The 18,806-nt window shown below is 65.2% G+C and carries 18 protein-coding genes; 7 read left to right on the top strand and 11 right to left on the bottom strand.

The annotated features are described in order from the left end of the window. Positions 1-3: 3 nt before the first annotated feature. From SPHS8_RS18435 to SPHS8_RS18480, 10 genes are read right to left on the bottom strand one after another with little or no spacing between them, the layout of a single operon-like run. Positions 4-1,167, bottom strand: a complete 1,164-nt coding sequence (locus SPHS8_RS18435; protein WP_007687812.1) for a thiolase C-terminal domain-containing protein — start codon at positions 1,165-1,167, stop codon at positions 4-6. A 2-nt stretch (positions 1,168-1,169) separates the two neighbouring features. Beyond that, positions 1,170-1,580 (bottom strand): Zn-ribbon domain-containing OB-fold protein, encoded by a 411-nt coding sequence (locus SPHS8_RS18440; RefSeq protein ID WP_020820208.1) that lies wholly within the window; start codon positions 1,578-1,580, stop codon positions 1,170-1,172. Between the two features lie 25 nt (positions 1,581-1,605). Next, positions 1,606-2,520 (bottom strand): SDR family NAD(P)-dependent oxidoreductase, encoded by a 915-nt coding sequence (locus tag SPHS8_RS18445; RefSeq protein ID WP_129965603.1) that lies wholly within the window; start codon positions 2,518-2,520, stop codon positions 1,606-1,608. A 46-nt stretch (positions 2,521-2,566) separates the two neighbouring features. Continuing rightward, positions 2,567-3,988 (bottom strand): aldehyde dehydrogenase family protein, encoded by a 1,422-nt coding sequence (locus SPHS8_RS18450; RefSeq protein ID WP_129965602.1) that lies wholly within the window; start codon positions 3,986-3,988, stop codon positions 2,567-2,569. A gap of 33 nt (positions 3,989-4,021) precedes the next feature. After that, positions 4,022-6,328 carry a CaiB/BaiF CoA-transferase family protein gene (locus SPHS8_RS18455; RefSeq protein WP_129965601.1) on the bottom strand — a complete coding sequence of 769 codons (2,307 nt, stop codon included), beginning with the start codon at positions 6,326-6,328 and terminating at the stop codon, positions 4,022-4,024. A gap of 44 nt (positions 6,329-6,372) precedes the next feature. After that, positions 6,373-6,801 (bottom strand): MaoC/PaaZ C-terminal domain-containing protein, encoded by a 429-nt coding sequence (locus SPHS8_RS18460; protein ID WP_007687822.1) that lies wholly within the window; start codon positions 6,799-6,801, stop codon positions 6,373-6,375. A 10-nt stretch (positions 6,802-6,811) separates the two neighbouring features. Continuing rightward, positions 6,812-7,318: an FAS1-like dehydratase domain-containing protein gene (locus SPHS8_RS18465; protein WP_129965600.1), complete on the bottom strand. Its 507-nt coding sequence runs from the start codon at positions 7,316-7,318 to the stop codon at positions 6,812-6,814. 20 nt (positions 7,319-7,338) lie between these two features. Beyond that, entirely contained in the window at positions 7,339-8,571 is a 1,233-nt protein-coding gene (locus tag SPHS8_RS18470) for a cytochrome P450 (protein WP_201516748.1), read from the bottom strand. A 43-nt stretch (positions 8,572-8,614) separates the two neighbouring features. Then, positions 8,615-9,715 carry an NAD(P)-dependent alcohol dehydrogenase gene (locus tag SPHS8_RS18475; protein ID WP_129965598.1) on the bottom strand — a complete coding sequence of 367 codons (1,101 nt, stop codon included), beginning with the start codon at positions 9,713-9,715 and terminating at the stop codon, positions 8,615-8,617. Between the two features lie 42 nt (positions 9,716-9,757). Then, entirely contained in the window at positions 9,758-9,973 is a 216-nt protein-coding gene (locus tag SPHS8_RS18480) for a ferredoxin (protein ID WP_013054045.1), read from the bottom strand. A gap of 431 nt (positions 9,974-10,404) precedes the next feature. Between SPHS8_RS18480 and SPHS8_RS18485 the strand changes: the two genes are divergently transcribed. The 7 genes from SPHS8_RS18485 (at position 10,405) to SPHS8_RS18515 (ending at position 17,350) form a co-directional block, all read left to right on the top strand. Continuing rightward, positions 10,405-11,055, top strand: a complete 651-nt coding sequence (locus SPHS8_RS18485) for a TetR/AcrR family transcriptional regulator (protein ID WP_013054044.1) — start codon at positions 10,405-10,407, stop codon at positions 11,053-11,055. Positions 11,056-11,493: 438 nt separating this feature from the next. Beyond that, the gene (locus SPHS8_RS18490) at positions 11,494-12,609 is read left to right on the top strand and encodes an alkene reductase (RefSeq protein ID WP_007687833.1); all 1,116 of its coding nucleotides are present in this window, start codon (positions 11,494-11,496) and stop codon (positions 12,607-12,609) included. 82 nt (positions 12,610-12,691) lie between these two features. Continuing rightward, on the top strand, positions 12,692-12,979 hold the full coding sequence (locus tag SPHS8_RS18495; RefSeq protein WP_020820202.1) for a DUF1330 domain-containing protein: 288 nt from the start codon (positions 12,692-12,694) through the stop codon (positions 12,977-12,979). Between the two features lie 146 nt (positions 12,980-13,125). Then, the gene (locus tag SPHS8_RS18500) at positions 13,126-13,614 is read left to right on the top strand and encodes a MarR family winged helix-turn-helix transcriptional regulator (protein WP_020820201.1); all 489 of its coding nucleotides are present in this window, start codon (positions 13,126-13,128) and stop codon (positions 13,612-13,614) included. A 369-nt stretch (positions 13,615-13,983) separates the two neighbouring features. Then, positions 13,984-14,946 (top strand): glutathione S-transferase family protein, encoded by a 963-nt coding sequence (locus SPHS8_RS18505; RefSeq protein WP_129965597.1) that lies wholly within the window; start codon positions 13,984-13,986, stop codon positions 14,944-14,946. 68 nt (positions 14,947-15,014) lie between these two features. Continuing rightward, on the top strand, positions 15,015-15,995 hold the full coding sequence (locus SPHS8_RS18510; RefSeq protein WP_007687842.1) for an MBL fold metallo-hydrolase: 981 nt from the start codon (positions 15,015-15,017) through the stop codon (positions 15,993-15,995). A gap of 158 nt (positions 15,996-16,153) precedes the next feature. Further along, positions 16,154-17,350, top strand: coding sequence for a cation:proton antiporter (locus SPHS8_RS18515; protein ID WP_129965596.1), 1,197 nt, complete (start codon positions 16,154-16,156; stop codon positions 17,348-17,350). 529 nt (positions 17,351-17,879) lie between these two features. Here SPHS8_RS18515 and SPHS8_RS18520 read toward each other — a convergent pair. Next, complete coding sequence (locus SPHS8_RS18520; protein WP_236575265.1) at positions 17,880-18,782, bottom strand: ring-cleaving dioxygenase; 903 nt, start codon at positions 18,780-18,782, stop codon at positions 17,880-17,882. Positions 18,783-18,806 lie beyond the last annotated feature (24 nt).

Below are 18,806 nucleotides of genomic sequence, written 5' to 3' on the forward strand. Positions count from 1 at the left end.
TCCCTAGGGCGCCTGGTTGGACAGGATCAGGGAGGCTGCCGACCAGAAAAGCCCGCCGACCCCCTGGACGAAGCTGAGTTTCATGTCGGGCACCTGCACCACGGCTTCGCCGCGCAACTGGCGCACCGCTTCCTGGATGGCGTACATCCCGTACATGCCGGAATGGGTGTAGGACATGCCGCCGCCATTTGTGTTGATCGGCAGGCGGCCGCCCGGCCGGGTGTGCCCTTCGGCATGGAAGGCGCCGGATTCGCCGAAACCGACGAAGCCCGTATCCTCCAGCATGTAGAGCGGCAGGTGCGCGAACGCGTCGTAGAACATGGCATGGTCGATGTCGGCATGGGTGACGCCGGCCGTTTCGAACGCCTCCGCGCTGGCCCTGCGGAAGGAGCCGAAGGAGGTGAGGTCGTCCATCTGCGACACCAGCACGCTTTCGCAGGATTCCCCGGACCCCATCAGATAGACGGCGCGCTTCGCGCTCGGCAGGTCGCGCGCCCGCTCCGCGCTGACCAGGACGAGCGCGCCGCCGCCATCGGTCACCACGCAACACATGTCGCGGGTGAAGGGATAGGCGACGCGCGGCCCCGCAAGGACATCCTCGACCGTCACCGGCGTCCGGCGCTGGGCGCGTTCGTTGGGGATCGCCCATTCGCGCTGCGCCACCACCACTTCGGCCAGGTCGCGCTGCCCCATGCCCCGCGCCTCCAGGAAGGCCAGCGCGGGCAGGGTGAACAGGGAATAGGGGGCGATGGCGCCATAGGGCTGCTCGAACTGTCCGTCCGGCCCCCTGGGGTTCATCGAATAGTTGGGCATGCCCACCCACGACCGGCCGGATTCGCCATGGGTGATCAGCACGACGCTCGCCTGACCCGTGGCGATCGCGGCGGCGGCGTGGCGGACATGGGCCATGAAGCTGCATCCGCCGATGGTCGTGCCGTCCATCCAGCGCGGGCGGATGCCCAGCATGGCGGCGACTTCGATGACCTGCGTCTCCGCCGTGGCGATGCCGTCCACGTCGGCGGGCGTCAGCCCGGCATCCTTCAGCGCCCGCCGGGCGGCGTCGGCGTGCAACTGGATCATCGACATATCGGGAACGACGCCGACGCGTTCCGTCTCCGACGCGCCGACGATGGCGATATTGCCGCCATTGGGGGAAGATAGGGGCATGCTCATATCCTGACGGGCTTGAAGACGGGCAGGAACTGGTCGCCGCGCGGTTCGAACGCGACCTGCAATTCCATCCCCAGCGGCAGATTGTCCGGCTCCGGTTCGACCCCGACGATATTGGTGCAGAGGCGCGGGCCTTCCTCCAGCGTCACCAGCGCGATGATCTGCGGATCCTTGCTCTCGAATTCCGGCGAAGGGCGATAGTTGATGATGTAGGAGGCCAGCCGCGCCCGCCCCGACACCGGCTTCCATTCGACCTCGTCTGAATTGCATTTCGGGCAGAAGGGACGCGGATAGAAATAGAAGCTCCCGCAACGGACGCAGCGCTGGATGCGCAACTCCCCTTCGGCCGCGCCCTGCCAGAAGGGCGCGGTTTCCGGGGTAGGTTCGGGGATAGGCCCGATCGACATCATGAATCTCCGTCAGTCATGGCCCGGTTCACATCTGCGAATCGAAATAGATGCTGGGCGCCAGCCCGTCCGCGAGCGGGCGGAACTCCCTTTCCACCGTGGCGGCGAAGGTCGCTGCATCCAGATCGGCCATGCCGTTCAGGGTCTTGATCATCTCCGGCACATTGTAGAGCATCAGCTCGCCCCCCGCCGCGCCGATGGTCCGCCCGGACATCCAGCCCGATTCCTTCGAACCCAGGAACACCGCGATGGGAGCGACGCGGTCGGGCGTATAGGGGTCGTCTGCTCGCGCCGGGCCGTCCACATTCTTGTCTTCGGGCGCGGTTTCGGTGAGGCGCGTCGTCGCGCCCGGCGCGATGGCGTTGACCGTGACGCCGTAACGGGCAAGGCCGTTCGCCAGCGACATGGTCAGGCCGACGACGCCCATCTTGGCGGCGGCATAATTGGGCTGGCCGGGCGCCCCGTGCAGGCCCGAAGCGGAGGTGAAGTTGACGATCCGGAAATCGCCCTGTGGATTGCGCAGCGAACGCCAATAGGCGGCGGCAGGCTTGATGGTCGAATAATGTCCCTTCAGGTGGACGCGGATGACCGCATCCCAATCCTTCTCGTCCAGATTGAAGATCATCCGGTCGCGCAATATGCCCGCCACATTGACGACGATGTCCAGCCCGCCGAACTTCTCTATCGCCAGGCCGACCAGCCGTTCGCCGGTCGCGACGTCGGCGATGTCGCCGCCGTCGGCAATGGCCTGCCCCCCGGCGGCGATGATGTCGCTGGCGACGGCGGCGGCCGGTCCCAGGTCGCTGCCTTCGCCCGTCGTGTCGCCGCCCAGGTCGTTGATGACGACCTTCGCGCCCTCCGCCGCGTAGCGCCGCGCTATCGCCGCCCCGATGCCGCGCCCGGCCCCGGTGATGATGGCGACCCGTCCTTCCAATGCACCCATGACATATCCTCGACTTGTTGCTTGTGGTTTCGTTGTTCCGCTTTCCTCAGGCCGCCGCCCGCCTTGGCGGCGCGTAGAGAAGCTGGATGTCGGTGAAGCCGTGCAGGCCCCATGGTCCGTTCTCGACGCCGATGCCGCTCGACTTCAGCCCGCCGAAGGGCAGGTGGGGCTGCAGGCCCATGGCATGGCCGTTGACCTGCACCTGCCCCGCCTCGATCCCCAGCCCGACATTGGCGGCGCGGATCGGGTCGGACGACCAGACCGACGCGGTCAGGCCGAACGGACCCGCATTGGCGCGGGCGACCGCATCGTCCACATCGCTGTAGGACAGGATCGGCAGCGCCGGGCCGAACTGCTCCTCGCTCACGATGCGCGCTCTTTCGTCCAGATCGGCAAGGATGGTCGGCTGAAAGAAGAAGCCGGGCCGGTCCATCGGCGCGCCGCCCGCCGCCACCCGCGCTCCCATGCCGATGGCCTCGGCGACCAGTTCCTTCACGCGCTCGAACTGCGGCCGGTTGCAGAGCGGCCCCAGCAGCGCGCCTTCCTCGTTCCAGGCGCCAACCGCCACGGAACGGGCGCGCTCCGCCAGCGCCTCGACCAGTTCGTCATGGCGGCTTTCATGGACATAGATGCGCTTGATGGCGACGCAGACCTGACCATTATTGGCGAAGGCGCCCCAGAACAGCTCGTCCGCGATCGCGGATATGTCGGCATCGTCCAATATCACCGCCGGATCGTTGCCGCCCAGTTCCAGCGTCACCCGCTTCAGGTCGTTGGCCCCCGACACCATCACCTTCCTGCCGGTCGCGGTCGACCCGGTGAAGGTCAGCTTGCGCGGCGTGGCATGGGCGGTCATCGCCGCGCCCAGCGGGTCCGGGCCGGAAATGACGTTCAGCACGCCGGGCGGCAGGATCGATTGCAGCGCCTGCCCGACCGCCAGCGTCGAAAGCGGCGTATAGGGCGACGGCTTCAGCACCAGCGTGTTCCCGGCGCGCAGCGCGGGCGCGATCTTCCAGAAGGCAAGGGCGATGGGATAATTCCACGGCGTGATGCCCGCCACCACGCCCAGCGGCCTGCGGACGATTTCCGCATAGGCCGCCGCATCGTCCTGCACGATCTCTCGCGGCAGTTCGAGATCGGCATAATAGTTCAGCCATTCCGCCGACGCTTCGAATTCTATGCCCGTGTCCGCCAGCGGCTTGCCCTGTTCTTGGGCCAATATCGGTCCCATTTCGGCGGCAATCTCCATCACCAGCCCGGCGGCTTCCTTCAACGCCCTGCGGCGCAGCCCTTCGTCGCGGCTCCACGAAGCAAAGGCGTCCTGCGCGGTCGCCATCGCCTCCTCCAACTGTTCGGGGCTGGCGGCGGGGGCCTCGGCAAAGGCTTCGCCCGTCGATGGGTCGATCACCGGGAAGGTGGCCCCTGTCCCGACGGATCGACCGTTGATGGTCATTGCGATGGCGTTCACGGCTGTTTTTTCCTTATGCTTGCGATCCGGGGCTCAACGATAGGCGTGGGGCAATATCTGCGGCATGGGTCCGCCGACCGCGACGGCGCGGCGTTCGATCAACTGGTCGATGGTCGCGGGATCGATGCCCGCATCCTCCAATATCCGGACGCTGTGCTCGCCGATCCCCGGCGGCTTCAGCACGCCGCGCCATTCGGTCCTGCTGAAGGATGCGATGCGGCCCGGCGTGGCGATGAAGCCGCCATTGTCGGAGGGATAGACATGGGCGAAGCCCGCCTCGCACAGCCGGGGATCGCGCAGCACCTCCGTCACCTTCCTGACGGATGCCGACGGCACGCCCGCCCGGTTGAGGCGGCGCGTCGCCTCCTCGCGGCTGAGATCGATGATGGCGGCCCCGATGGCAGCAATGGCTCCGTCCTTGTCCGCCAGCTTTTCCTCAGGAATTTCCAGGGCGCTGGCGATCTTCGCCGGGGCGTCGGGCGCGGCGATCCGGACCCAGCCGTCCGCCGCCCGATACATGCGGTCGAACGCGCCGTCCCCCTGGAAGTCCACGCCGCCGACGATGGCGGGCGGGCGCCCCTCGAACCGGATGATCTCCGCCGACTGGAGGTAGGTTGCGGTGCCCAGCAACGTGTCCCAGGTCCGCTGGCCTTCCCCGGTGCGCAGCCGGTGGAACAGGGCAAGCGCGATGGTGAGCGAGGACATGGACGCGGTGCTGATGTCGCAGACGGATATGGTGTTGACGATAGGCTCGCCGTCGCCGCCCTCGGCCGCCATCATCCCGGCCATGCCCTGCAGCACCATGTCCACGCCGCCGCGCCCGCCCAGCGGGCCGGTCTGGCCGAAGGCGGAAAGGGACATGGTGACGATGCCGGGGTTGATGGCCTTCAACGAGTCATAATCGATGCCCAGGCTCTTCGTCACGCCGGGCCGCAGCCCGTCGATGAAGACGTCCGCGCCCTCGATGATCTTGTGGAAGGCCCGGATGCTGTCGGGATGCTTCAGGTCGATGGCGATGCTGCGCATGCCCCGGTTCGCGCCATAGGCGGGCTTGCGGAAGGGGTCGCCCTCTCGCGGTTCCACCTTGATCACGTCCGCGCCCAGCGCCGAAAGCAGGCATCCGGCATAGGGGCTGGCGAGGAACGGCCCGCTGTTGACGACCCTGATGCCAGACAAGGGACCGGAACGCATGAGCGGACGCGCATCGGCCGCCGGGCGGGGCTGCGCGGGCCATGGCGCGACCCTGTCGTTATGCTCGCCAAGTGCAGGGGCGGGGCCGCGAACGGCTCCGGGCGTCGCGGTCAGGTTGATCGGGACGCCCGGCATGACCACAGGACCACGGTCGGGATCGTCGACCTCCACCCGCATGCCCATGGCGGCGACCTGCGGATGGTCCAGCCATCCCTCGCGCCCGTCTATCGGTCCGGAGGGGATGCCGACGGCGTCGAGGCGGTCCAGCCAATATTGGCGGGGCTGCTTCAGCACCGCTTCCTCGACCGCTTTCTGGACCCAGCCGATATTCTCCGGCGCGACCATGTTCGCCAGGCTACCGCCCAGCCGCTCATCCTCGACAATCGAGCCAAGCCCGATCACCTCCATGAACATCGCCTCGAACCGGGGGCCGAGCGCGCCGCTGGTGAACCATTTGCCGTCGCCCGCGATCATGCGGGAATAGGTCGGATGGCGGCCCGCGCCCCCCACCGCCGTGCTGGGGTCCGGCGCGTTGGGATCGACCACCAGCGATATCATGGTAAGCTGCTGCAGCGCATTGATGCCGGACACGGTGACGCGCTGCCCGAAGCCCGAACCCTCGCGCTCGATCAAGGCCGCCACCGCGCAGACCGACGCCCACAGGCCATGCGCATAGAGCAAAGTCTGATAGACGGACTCGACCGGCTCCCCCGATACGGAGGACTGGCGGGCGAACTGGCCGCCATAGGCCCCCAGCAGCGCGGCGGACTCGACCCCGTCCGCCCAGGGGACATGGCCGGGCAGATAGACGGGCATCTCCAGCAGGATCAGCCGGGGATGGCTGGCCAGCAGTTCGTCGCCGTCCAGCCCGAAGGCCGCCAGTTCCTCGCCGCCCCTGGTGATCAGCATGTCGGCCCCGCCGATCCGGTTCCGCAGCCATGCGCGCCCCTCGGCCGATCCGGGATCGATCACCACGCTGCGCTTGCCGCGATTCCACATCGGAAAGCCGGGACGGCCGCGTTCCGGGTCGCCGTCCGGCGTCTCGACCTTCACCACGTCGGCGCCGAAGTCGGCGCAGAACATGCCGACTATGGGGCCGGCGACGCCGGTCGCCAGTTCGATCACCCGAATATCGCCAAGAGCATCCATTGGTCGTCAAAGCTCCCGAAAAATTATCGTTCTTGCGGCCATGGTCAGGCGCGGGACGGAACCGCCACGATGGCGCGCCCCGGCGAAGTGCCCTTGCCGTCCTGATTTTCCACGTCGATCTGAAGGTGGATGAGGGCCGCGCCGTCATCCGCGACGGACTTTTCCACGACCACCGCCCGGGTCGACAATATGTCGTTCTTTTGGTTGATGGCGCGGAACTGCATGGCCAGTTCCCTGATCTCGCTCTCGTCGCCCGCCCAGTCGCGCAGGGCGTTCAGCATATAGGCCCAGCGCAGATTGCCCATGCCGAACGCGCCCGGCTGTCCCGCCGCCTGTCCCGCCTCATCGTCCATATGGACATAGACGAATTCCTCGTTCACCGCGGCGAAGCGGCTCCATTCCATCATGGTCGTCTTGCGGGTGAAGGCCGGAATCTGGTCGCCCACGGCGATGTCTTCGAAGAAAATGGACAAGGCGAAGCTCCTAATAATGAATGAGGGTCATGACGCGGGACTTCACCCATTCGCCGTGCTGGTTCGTCCATTCGGTCTCGTTATAGGTGTAGAGCGTCAGGCCGTTGCGGCCCTCCCGCTCCTCCCAATGGGTCAGGCGGGAACGGCTGGAGATGACGTCGCCCGGCCGCATGCGCGCCCCGAACCTGTCGACCTGGCCGCCGTTCAGGATATTGTCGCCCTTCTTCGTTTCCTGGCCGGGGATCGCGCCCTGAAGCCGCAATTCCTCCTCGGTCAGTTCGCGAGGCAACTGCCAGGCGAAGGGGTTGAAATCCTCCGGCGCGACGATCCCGCCCCAGCGGGTCGTCCGGGCATAATCCTCGTCCCAGAAGAGACGCGGCGGCATCTGCCCCCAATAGGTCGCTATCGCCCAGCGCCGTATGTCGGTGGCCGTGATCGGAAAGCTGGTCTCGAACGAATGCCAGACGCCTTTCGACGCCTCCATCTGCGGCGTGACGAGGGTGGTCGCCTCTTCCATGGTCGGTCCTCCCATCGGTCCTAGAGCGCCACCGGCAGCCGGGCGATGCCGTTGATGCTCGCATGGCTCTTGAACTGGATGTCGGCCGGATCGATCGCCAGCCGCAGGTTCGGGATGCGCCGCAGCAGCGTTTCGAACACGATCTGCAATTCGATGCGGGCCAGCGCCTGGCCGATGCACTGGTGCACGCCATAGCCGAAGGCGACATGGTCGCGCGGGCGGCGGCGCATGTCGAACTTCGCCGCATCCGGGAAATGCCCGTCGTCGCGGTTCGCCGCGAAGTTGAGCGGGATGATCCCTTCCCCGGCCGGAATCGTCACCCCGCCAATCTCAATATCCTCCGTCGCGATGCGCAGGATGATGAGGTGCACGACCGTCAGATAGCGCAGCAGTTCCTCTATGGCGTCCGGGATCAGGGCCGGGTCCGCCTGAAGCTGTGCCAGTTGATCCGGATGCTCAAGCAGCGTCAGCATGCCCAGGCCGATCATGTTCGCGGTCGTGTCATGACCCGCGACCAGCAGCAGCCATGCGGTGTTCAGCACGTCCCGCCGCTCGATCTGGCCCTCCCGGCTGGCGCGCACCAGGTCGCCCAATATGTCGTCGCCCGGATCGTCCAGCTTCTCCCGCTCGGCGATCAGCCGGTCGACATAATCGTTGATGTTCGCATAGGCCTCCGTGGCGCGCTCTATGGCTTCCTCCGTCCCCAGGCTGGCGGCCAGCAGCGCCTCCGTCTCCCGGTTGAAGAAGGGATGGTCGGACGGCGGCACGCCCAGCAGCCAGGCGATCACCGTGGAGGGGACGGGCAGGGCGATCTCCTCCACGAAATCGAACGGCTCCGAACGATCGATGATATGGTCGATATGCTCGTCGACCAGCGCCTGGATGCGCGGCCGCATGACCTCCAGCTTCTTCACGATGAAATGCTTGGAGATGAGCCGCCTGAACAGCGTGTGGCGCGGCGCGTCCATGTTGAGGAAGGTGCTTTCCTCCTCGCTGGGGCGGGGGACCAGTTCGATCTGGGGAAAGCCGGGCAGATTCTGGTTCGAACTGACCCTGGGATCGGCCAGGATGCTCCGGACGTCGTTATAGCGGGTGACGAGCCAGGCCGGCGTGCCGTCGTGCAGGACGACGCGCCGGACCGGCTCGTGCTCGCGCAGCCAGGCATAGGCCGGCGGCGGATCATAAGTGCCGCGCTCCCAGGGGAAGGTGGTTTCGGGGACGGGCTTTTCCTGGATTTGGGTTTCTGTCGTCACTGGCTCGTGCCTTCTTCGTGGTGGGTGTCAGCGGTTCGTCGCGTCATCCGCCCGGCAGCAGGACCGGCTTGATGACCGAACCGGATGCAAGGTCGCGCTCGGCATCGTTGATCTTCTCCAGCGGATATCGGGCGATCAGCCGGTCGAAGGGAAAAAGCCCCTCCGACCAGAGTTCGATCAGTTGCGGGATCAGCAATTGGGGCACCGAATTGCCCTCGATGATGAAGGAAATTTGCTGCCCCTTCATCAGCGCCTCCTGCGGCAGGTCCAGCGGCGCGCCGCCGCCGCCCACCAGCCCCAGCTTCCCCCGCGCGCGCAGGGACGCCAGGGCGGCGGCGATGACGGCGGGCGCGGCGGTCGTGTCCAGCGCATGGGTCGCGCCGCCCCCGGTGAGGGACATGATCTGCTCGACCAGTTCGGGATCGCGGCCGGAGATGCGATGCGTCGCCCCCAGTTCCTGCGCGAGTTGCAGGCGGTTTTCATGCAGGTCGACCGCGATCACCTTCCGCGCCCCGGCGATGCGCGCCGCCATGATCGCCGCCATGCCGACCGCGCCCGTCCCGAATATCACGACGCTGCTGTCGAAACGCACCTGCAGGGCGTTGAGGACAGCGCCCGCGCCGGTCTGGATGCCGCAGCCCAGCGGCCCCAGCAATTCTATGGGCAGGTCCGGCGAAACCTTGACCGCATTGCGCTCGGTCGCCAGCGAATGGGTGGCGAAGGACGACTGGCCGAACCAGCGCGTCTGCAATTCGACCCCGTCCGAATCCCGGCCCGACCGATGCGATCCGGGCCGCAGCCCCAGTTCGTTCCGCTCGCTGAATTCGGAGCAGAAGGATGGCGTGCCGCCATGGCAATTGTCGCACCAGCCGCATGAATCATAGGTCAGGACCACATGGTCCCCGACGGCGAAGCGCGTGACGGAGGGGCCGACCGCCTCGACGATGCCGGACCCTTCATGGCCCAGCACGGCGGGCAGGGGCGCCCATTCGGCGGGGATATGCCGGACCACCAGATCGGTGTGGCACATGCCGACACCGGCCACGCGGACGAGGATCTCGTTCCCGCCGGGTTCGGGCAGGTCCAATGGCTCGATGGCGAAAGGGGCTTGCGCATGGCGCAGGATCGCGGCGCTGGCGTGCATGTCTTCGACACTCCTCCTGGAAGCGGAAAGCGGACCTGGAGGTCAGGCCTTCGGGGTCGCCGAAAGCCGGATCGCCGCCGCCGGGCAGACATTGGCGGAGGATCGGACCGCGGCGACGCTGGCTTCGTCGCCATCGTCCACCGTGTCGCGCAGCAGGAGGACGACGCCATCATCGTCCTGATCGAAAACCCCGGGCGCCAGCATCACGCATTGGCCCGACGAAACGCACCTCTCCGGCAAGGTTTTTACTTGCATCATCCACGCCTTGTTTTTTGTTGTTTATGGTCGAATAGAATCGACAATGAACAAGCTAAATCTTCAAATTTTAAAATAAAGAATAATAATTATCACCTATTGTCTCTTCAGTTCCGGAGGATTTACAAAGTTGGCGCATATGCCCGGCGTGATACGCCCTGTCTTTGGTTATGACCTGTAACTTTCGCCAAGGATGTTCGCTGGACGCCGAAGCCAATTTGCCGGCCGGCGCGCCGCGACATCGACAGGGCCATGGCGATCTGATATGCGGTTGAATCCACGCTGGGCCGATGGTCGGCAACAGATCGAACGCGCTTGGAGGACAGCAAACGCCCCCAGCGCCGCCGAATGCCGGAACAGGGCCCAAGCGCCATAAGGCCGAGCGCCACAAGAAAATGTCGGGAGAGGAGATGACCCAGATAAGAGCCTTCCCCATGAGCGAGTCCCCTGTCATCCCGTTGCGGGAGCGTCGCCGGCAGGAAACGATGAACGAGATTCTCGATCTGTCGATCGAGGTCATAAGGCAGCAAGGCGTCGCCGGACTGAATCTCACGACGGTGGCGCGGCTTCTGGGCGTGCAGCCGACCGCGCTGTACAAATATTTCCCGTCCTTGATGGCGGTCTATGACGCGCTCTACCGCCGCGCCGAAAACGATGTCCTGCATGAAGTCGAAAATGCCGTCGCGAGCGCCGAACCAGGCATGGCGGCGATAAGGGACGCGATGCTGGCCGTGGACCGATGGGCGACGGTGAACCCGGAAATGGCCCAGCTGCTCATCGGCCGGCCGATCCCCGGCTATATTCCCGCGCCCGACGCGCTGGACCCCAGCATCCGGATATTGGGCATTTTCCGCCAGTCGCTGGACCAGGCCGTGGCGCGGCGGCAACTGGACGCCGGCGCGGCCGGATCGCGGCATGTGCTGATGCTGGCCGCGCTGCTGACCGGGGCCTCCACCCTTCGGATGCTGCACGCCGAAGAACCGCCCTGCCAGGCGGATATGGAGGGGTTGATTCCCGATCTGGTCAGCATGTTCTTCAGGGCGTTTCCGCCCCAGGACGCGCCCGTCCCCGCCACCGACCTCTGATCCGGCGCATTCCCTTTCCGCCGGGTCCGTCGAGGACCGATAGCCGCCCGCGCAGCGCTGCGGTTCGGCCTGGACAGGACGAGCTATAAGGCGGGGGCGCCGGCCTGCCCGGGCTATTCCCATGCCGTCGGGAGCCGGCGGCGGCAGTCGCCAGCCTTGAAATATTATGGTTGCAATTTTAAACCATAGGCGGCACTATCCGCATGGTTGCAAAATTAAACCGTAACGAGGCGCCGGGCGCGCCTGGTCGAAAGAAGCGGCCATGCCGTCCTGGAGTAGGGTGTCGGATGATCGATTTGCGCGGACAAGCACGTCAGCCATGGCCCGGCCCCTTCGGATCGTCCGCGCCCGGCTCCCTTGCGGAGAGAGCCGAACGACAGGGATGAAGTCCCGCGGCCCTCGCCCCCTTTCCTCAGCCAGCATTGCCAGGAGTTGCCAATGACCCAATCCGCCTTGTTCCAGCCGCTCAGGATCGGTCGGCTCGAACTGTCCCACCGCGTGGTGATGGCTCCGCTGACGCGGATGCGCGCCGGTCCGGGCATGGTGCCGCGCGACATCGCCGTCGAATATTATCGCCAGCGGGCGACGCCGGGCGGCCTCATCGTCGCGGAAGCATCCCAGGTGATGCCGACCGGCCAGGGCTATCCGCAAACCCCCGGCATCCATACGGCGGAACAGATCGCCGGCTGGAAAAGGGTCACCGACGCGGTGCATGAAGCGGGTGGCCACATCTTCCTCCAGCTCTGGCATGTGGGGCGCATTTCCCATTCCTCCTACCATGGCGAAACGCCGGTCGCGCCGTCCGCCGTCGCCGCCGCGGGCGATCATTTCACCGCGAGCTGGAAGCTGGAGCCGTTCCAGACGCCCCGCGCCCTTGAGCTTGAGGACATCGCCGCGATCGTCGAGGCCTATCGCACCGGCGCCCGCAACGCGCTCGCCGCAGGATTCGACGGGGTCGAGATCCATGGCGCGAACGGCTATCTGATCGAGCAGTTCCTCCAGTCCCGCTCCAACAGGCGCCAGGACATTTACGGCGGATCGATCGCGAACCGCACCCGCTTCCTGCTCGACGTCACGCGCGCCGTGGTGGAGGAGGCGGGGGCCGACCGCGTCGCCGTGCGCCTGTCGCCCTTCGGCACCACCAACGATTCCGGCGAGGACGATCCGCTGCCGCTGTACCGGCATGCGATCGCCGCGCTTTCCGGTTTCCAACTGGCCTATCTGCACCTGATCGAACCGCGGATAGCCGGGACCGGCAAGGCGGACGTCCTCAATGATAGCGCGCCCTCCGCCGCTGAACTCTTCCGCGACTCCTGGCCCGGCGTCCTGATCGCCGCCGGCGGTTATGAGGGGGCTTCCGCCCAGGAGGAAGTGGGCAAGGGGCTGGCCGACGCGATCGCCTTCGGGCGTCCGTTCATCGCCAATCCCGACCTGGTCGAACGAATCCGCCTGGGCGCTCCGCTCAACCCCTGGGACCGTCCGACCTTCTACGGCGGCGATGCCAAGGGCTATACCGATTATCCGACGCTGGAAACGCTGAACGCAGCGGCCTGAACGAAGGTCGGACCGGGCCGCCTCCGCCCGCGGAAGGCGGCCCCCTTGAAGAGACGTCAGAGAATTCGGGAAGGATGCAGGAATGGCGGTCTACACAGTGGCTCAGGTCAAGATCAACGACGGCGAGATATATGAGAAATATCGGGAACGCTTCGGCGCGGTGCTCCAGCAATATGATGGCCGGCTCGTCGCCGCCGACGACAATCCGGTCGTCCAGGAAGGCCAATGGTCCTATGAGAAGATCGTGATCCTGGAATTTGCCGATCTGGACGCCTTCAACGCGTTCGCCGACAGCGAAAGCTATCGCGAGATCGCGGCCCATCGCCATGCCGGGGCGGACAGCCTGATCCTCGTCGCGAAAGGACGCTGAACCGGCGCGCAGGCGCTCCATCCCGGGGGAAAACGCCGGCGGAATCCCTATTGCGACGCACGGCCGGCTCCGTACGGCCGGCTTCCCCGGCGCGGCAATGCGCCTGGGGGGTCGACAGGCGCGCGCCATAAGTGTATGCTCACCCAATGAGCGCGCTACGACCCATCGCCTTCCTGGAGGAAGTCAGGAACACGCCCCACATCTGCCTCGCGGAAGGTCTGCGGGCGGCCAATCGCGCCGTCATGAAGCATTATGTCGACAGCATGGCGGGATCGCCGGTCAATCCGGTGCAGATGTCGCTGCTCATGCGCGTCTATTATCTGCGCAACGCGACCATGCAGACGCTCGCCCAGCATATGGAGACCGATCGCACCACGACGACGCGCAACGTCGATGTGCTGGTGCGGGACGGATTCCTGGAGATCGCGGAGGGCAAGGACAGGCGCCAGCGGCTGGTGCGCTTGACGGAGCGCGGGCATGAGGCGCTGGAGGTGTCGATCCCCAAATGGCGCAAGGCCCAGGATGAGCTGAAAAATGCGCTGGGCGACGAATTGTGGAACAATATCCTGCGCGAAGCCCGGACGTTGATCGAGCTTGGCGGCATCGCCTGCGATCGCACCGCCCAAGCGGCCTGAGGCATTCCCGACCGATCGGGCCGACATGGCCACCGCGCATGCGTTCGGCCGGCGCCGCAATGCCGCGCCCTGACTACATCCGGAAAATGGATAAGGGATTTTCATAATCCGCGCTTGAAAGCGGGGGCGCCACATCCTTTGTGGTTCCGCATAATATGCGCGTGGAGAGAGAGAATGGCCTCATCGTCCGTCCTGCCGGAATCCTGTGGCCCTGTCGTCCTTCCTCGTTCTGACGGATTTCGATCCGATGACGCGCCGGCGCAGCATCCCGGATGCGCGGGATGAGCGCCGTCTCTCGCCGATCATGCGCGAACCTGTCCGGCATCATGCGAAGCGGATCGGCCGGGCCGAAGATGGAGATACCGATATATGGGCCTGTTGGTTGACGGCGTCTGGCGCGACGCCTGGTATGACACGAAATCGAGCGGCGGCAGATTCGTGCGCAAGGAATCGCAATATCGCGACGGGCTGGACGGCCGTTTCCAGGCCGAGCCGGGCCGCTATCATATCTATGCCGGCTTCGCCTGTCCCTGGGCGCACCGCGTCCTCATCATGCGCGCGCTCAAGGGGCTGGAGGGGCTGATCTCCGTCTCCATGGTCAATGCGTTCATGGGCGAGAAGGGCTGGACGTTCCTGCCGGGCGAGGGCGTCGTGCCGGACAGCGTCAACGGCGCGCAATATCTCTATCAGGTCTATCTGGCGGGCGATCCGACCTATACCGGCCGCGTGACCATCCCGATCCTGTGGGACAAGTTCGAGAAGAGGATCGTCAACAACGAATCGTCGGAGATCATCCGGATCCTGAACTCGGCGTTCGATCATGTGGGGGCGCTTCCCGGCGATTATTATCCGCAGGAATTGCGCGCCGAAATCGACGCGATCAACGCGCGCGTCTACGAAACGCTCAACAACGGCGTGTACCGTTCGGGTTTCGCGACGACGCAGGAAGCCTATGAGGAGGCGGTCCATCCGCTGTTCGAAACGCTCGACTGGCTGGAGGAGCATCTGACGGGCAGGGAATGGCTTGTCGGAGACAGGCTGACGGAAGCGGACATCCGCCTGTTCACCACACTGGTCCGCTTCGATGCGATCTACCACGGGCATTTCAAATGCAATCTGCGCCGCATCGCCGACTATCCTAATCTTTCGCGGCTGACCTGGAAGCTGGCGTCCCATGAGCGCGTGGCGCCGACCATCGATCTGCGCCATGCCAAGGCGCATTATTACCGCAGCCACACCAGCGTGAATCCCACGGGCATCGTGCCCGTCGGCCCGGCCGAACCATTGGGGCCGGGCCATTCGCCGACCGGAATCCAGCCTCTTCCGGCTTGATCCTGCCGGTCCGCCCAAGGCAGCGGCCCGGCCGCAAAAGCGCCAATAGTCGAACAGGGGTCATCCTGATGAAGCATCTGCTCCCAATATTGATATTCGCACTGGCCGGAACCGTGGCTGCGCGGGCGGAAACGCCGCCCGCGCAGCCGCCGCGCCTCATCCTGCTGGGCACGGCCGGCGGGCCGATAGCGCGGCTGGAACGCTCCCAGCCCGCCAATGCGATCGTCGTCGGCGGGCAAACCTATCTCATCGATGCGGGCGACGGCCTTTTGAGGCAGATGGCGGCCAGCAAGCTGGGGCTGGGGTCGGTCAAGGCCCTGTTCCTAACCCACCATCATATCGATCACGTCGCCGATGTTCCCGTGCTGATGATCGACCGCTGGCTTCTCGCCAACGCGCCTCCGCTGGAGATATACGGACCGCCGGGATCGGCGCAGCTCGTCGCGGGGACGCTCGCCGCCTTTCGGCCGGTGGAGCTGGCCCCGGTGACGGTCGGCGGCCCGGTCAAGCCGCCCCTCGCCGGATCGGCGGTCGGCCATGACCTGCCGCTCGACCTCAACGAACCGCGGCTGGTCTACAAGGACGATCGGGTGCGGGTGTTCGCCATCGGCGTCGATCACTATCATTATCCGGCCGGATCGATCGAGGCGCGGTCGTCCCGTTCCTACGCCTATCGCGTGGAGGCGGGAGGCAAGGTCTATGTCTTCAGCGGCGACACCGGACCGTCCGAACGCCTGAAGATCCTGGCGAAGGACGCCGATTATCTTGTCTGCGAGGTGATCGACATTGCCCGCATGGAAAAATTGCTGCGAAGCTATCCGGGCTTCTCCGCCGATCAGATTCCGCCGCTGATGGAACATATGCGCGAAGACCACCTGACCGGGGAGCAGATCGGCGAAATCGCCGCCGCCGCGGGCGTCAAGAAGGTCATCCTCACGCATTTCGCGCCTGGCAATGACGGGGAAACCGATGTCGAATCCTATGCCGCGGGAATATCCCGGCATTTCCACGGCGAAGTCGCCCATGGCCGCGACCTGGACCAATATTGAGGAGCGGACAGTAACGGCCGGATTCGCCGACCCGACATAATCCGAATAATGATTATTCATCCTGAGAGATACTCGACGGGATTGGGAGCCAGTAGGGGAATTTCCCCATATTCACTGTTGAGCGGTGTCAACATCGCGATCTGAAAGCAGGCGGGCGAGTGATCATTTCCGTAATAGCCTTGGCATGTGCCGGCAGCGCGATAGCTGCCATCCTCGCCCGATGGATGCCCAGGGCATTGTTGCCGGCCCTGGTGCTGGAAATCGCCTTCGGCATCCTGATCGGTCCCAACGGCATGGCGCTGCTGGCGCCGGGACCGGCCATGGAAATGCTCGCCAAGCTGGGATTCGGCGTGCTGATGCTGATCGCCGGACTGGAAATCGATCTCGGCATGCTGCTGGCGCGCGGGCAGAAGGCGAAGCAGGCGAGTCCGCTCATGCTCGCGGTGATGATGTCGCTGATGACCGTGGTCATGGCCGCGTTCGGCGCCTGGCTGTTGCTCGACTCCTCGACGCCGCTGCTGCATCTGGCGATCTATGCCGTGATCCTGTCGACGACGTCGGTCGGGATCGTCGTGCCGACCATACAGGAACGACGCCTGGCCGACGGCGCCTATGGCCAGACCATCCTCTCCACCGCGTTGCTCGCGGATTTTTTCACGATGATCGCCATCTCGTCCCTGGCCGGCATCGTCGTCAGCGGCCGCGCCGAGGGCGCATTGGGCAGCCTGGCGCTCGTCGGCATCGCCGGGCTGGCGATCTGGCTGCTGCCCAAGCTGCTGGCGCGGGTGCCGGCCGCGCAGTTGGACAGCCGGACCAGCCTGCCGTTGGTCAGGCTCAGCCTGGCGCTGCTGTTCATGGTCGCCTGGCTCGCGGAGCGGCTGGAATCCGAACTGGTGCTGGCGGCCTTCCTCGCCGGACTGCTGCTGGGGCAGATCATCCCCCGCAACAGCCATCGTCGCGAGACGCTGGAAGCGATCGGCTACGGCTTCATCGTTCCCTTCTTCTTCATCAATGTCGGCCTGAAATTCGACATTCCTGCCCTCTTCGCCTCGCCCAAGGCCTTGCTGCTGGTGCCGGGCTTCGTGGCGGTCGCCTTCGCCAACAAGATCATTCCCGCATTGCTGCTGGTTCCGGCGCATGGTCGGAAGATGGCCGTCGCGGCCGGCCTGCTCCTGAGCGCCCGCCTCAGCCTGATCGTCGCCGCGTCCGACATTGCGACGCGGATCGGCGTGCTCGATACGGCGACAAATGCGGCCATGGTGCTGGTCGCCATCATCAGCGCAGCCCTGGCGCCCCTTCTGTTCAACATATTGGTCGATCGGAAATCGCCCATATTGGCGAAGGCCGAAGCGTAAGGGGCAGGGGGCAAGTGCCCCCCTATCCCCCCTGCCGGACAGGCGGGCGCCCTGAGACCGGCCCGGCGCGGGTTCGTTCCAGGGGGGCCATCCCATCCATCACCGGAGGACCGGAGAGCAGTCGCCAAATTTTCGCCTGAGTTGCTGCACCCTTCGGGCGGATGTTGCGCGGATCGGGCGGTCATCGGGATTGGTTCCCTGCGCTTGGGCAATGTCATCCTCCTCTTGGAGCAGTTTCGATTGCTTGGAAATCGCTCCAAAGAACCCTTGCGTTAAATCACCGGAGTAGCCGTCGAGTCATTCGACAGGCTTAGGGCCTGTCGAATGACCGATCCTGGCGCGGATGCTTCGATATGGCCTAGACTTCGCTCGGTTCCTGCTCGGCACGAACGGTTCCGAATTATTGCTCGATGTTACAAGGACATTCCGGCAATAGCCGTCCTCTCCTTTTCCAGGACTTCAAGGTTCCAGGACGCAAAAAAAGAGGCCCGACATTTGCCGGGCCTCCCTTTCTTTCCTGCGCCAGCGATCAGACGACGATCGGATCGTCTTCCATCGCCTGCTGGATGAGGTGCTTCTTGTCGTCGAACTGCGGCGAAACCTTCAGGTCCATGCCGAGGGTGTTTTCGTCCTCGTCATGGGTGAAGCCCAGGCTGTGGGTCGCTTCGAACATCACGCCGCCCGGGGTACGGACATAGGTGGATTCGAAATAACCGCGGTTCTTGCGGTCCGAGAAGTCGGTGAAGCCGACGCCCTCGGTGTCGAACTTGATCCGGGCCTGGACGTCCATGTCGGGCACGGCGAAGGCGCCGTGGTGGATGATGCCTTCCGCGATCGTCCAGCTACCCTGGCGCACGTCGGGTTCATGAAGCAGGTCGATGATCGTGCCTGCTTCCGTCGAACCCTTCACGCGGTAGCGGTGACGATTGCCTTCCTCGCCGATCTTCTCGAAATTCCAGCAATTCTCCATGAAGAAGTCCATGTCCTCCAGCTCGCGCACCGAGGCCGTCCAGCTATGGAAACCGCGCTGGGCATATTCGAGCGGCACATAGGGCGAATCATAGGGCGCCCGCGTGTCGGTCTCGTCCTCCAGCACCTCGAATTCGATGCCGCAGTCGGGATGCTGGAAGCTCACGAAGCGCTGACCGAAGCGGGTGCCCGGCGCGCTGGTCTCGATGCCATGCTTGTTGAGGTGGCCGATCCACCATTCCAGCGACCCCTTGGGGATCGAATAGGTGCAGACGGTGAACTGGTTGGAACCCTTGCGGCCCTTCAGGCCCGTGCGACGGGTGGGGAAGGTCGTCATGACGGTGCCGGGCGTGCCCAGTTCGTCCGCGAAGTAAAGGTGATAGATGGGAATGCTGCCATCATAGAACAGGGTCCGCTTCACGAAGCGCTGGCCGGCTCTGTTGCAAAGATTGGCGGCAGTCAGAGGTAGGCTGTCGCTCTGCGCCGA

The sequence above is a fragment of the Sphingobium sp. S6 genome (assembly GCF_905120495.1).
GTDB lineage: Bacteria > Pseudomonadota > Alphaproteobacteria > Sphingomonadales > Sphingomonadaceae > Sphingobium > Sphingobium agri.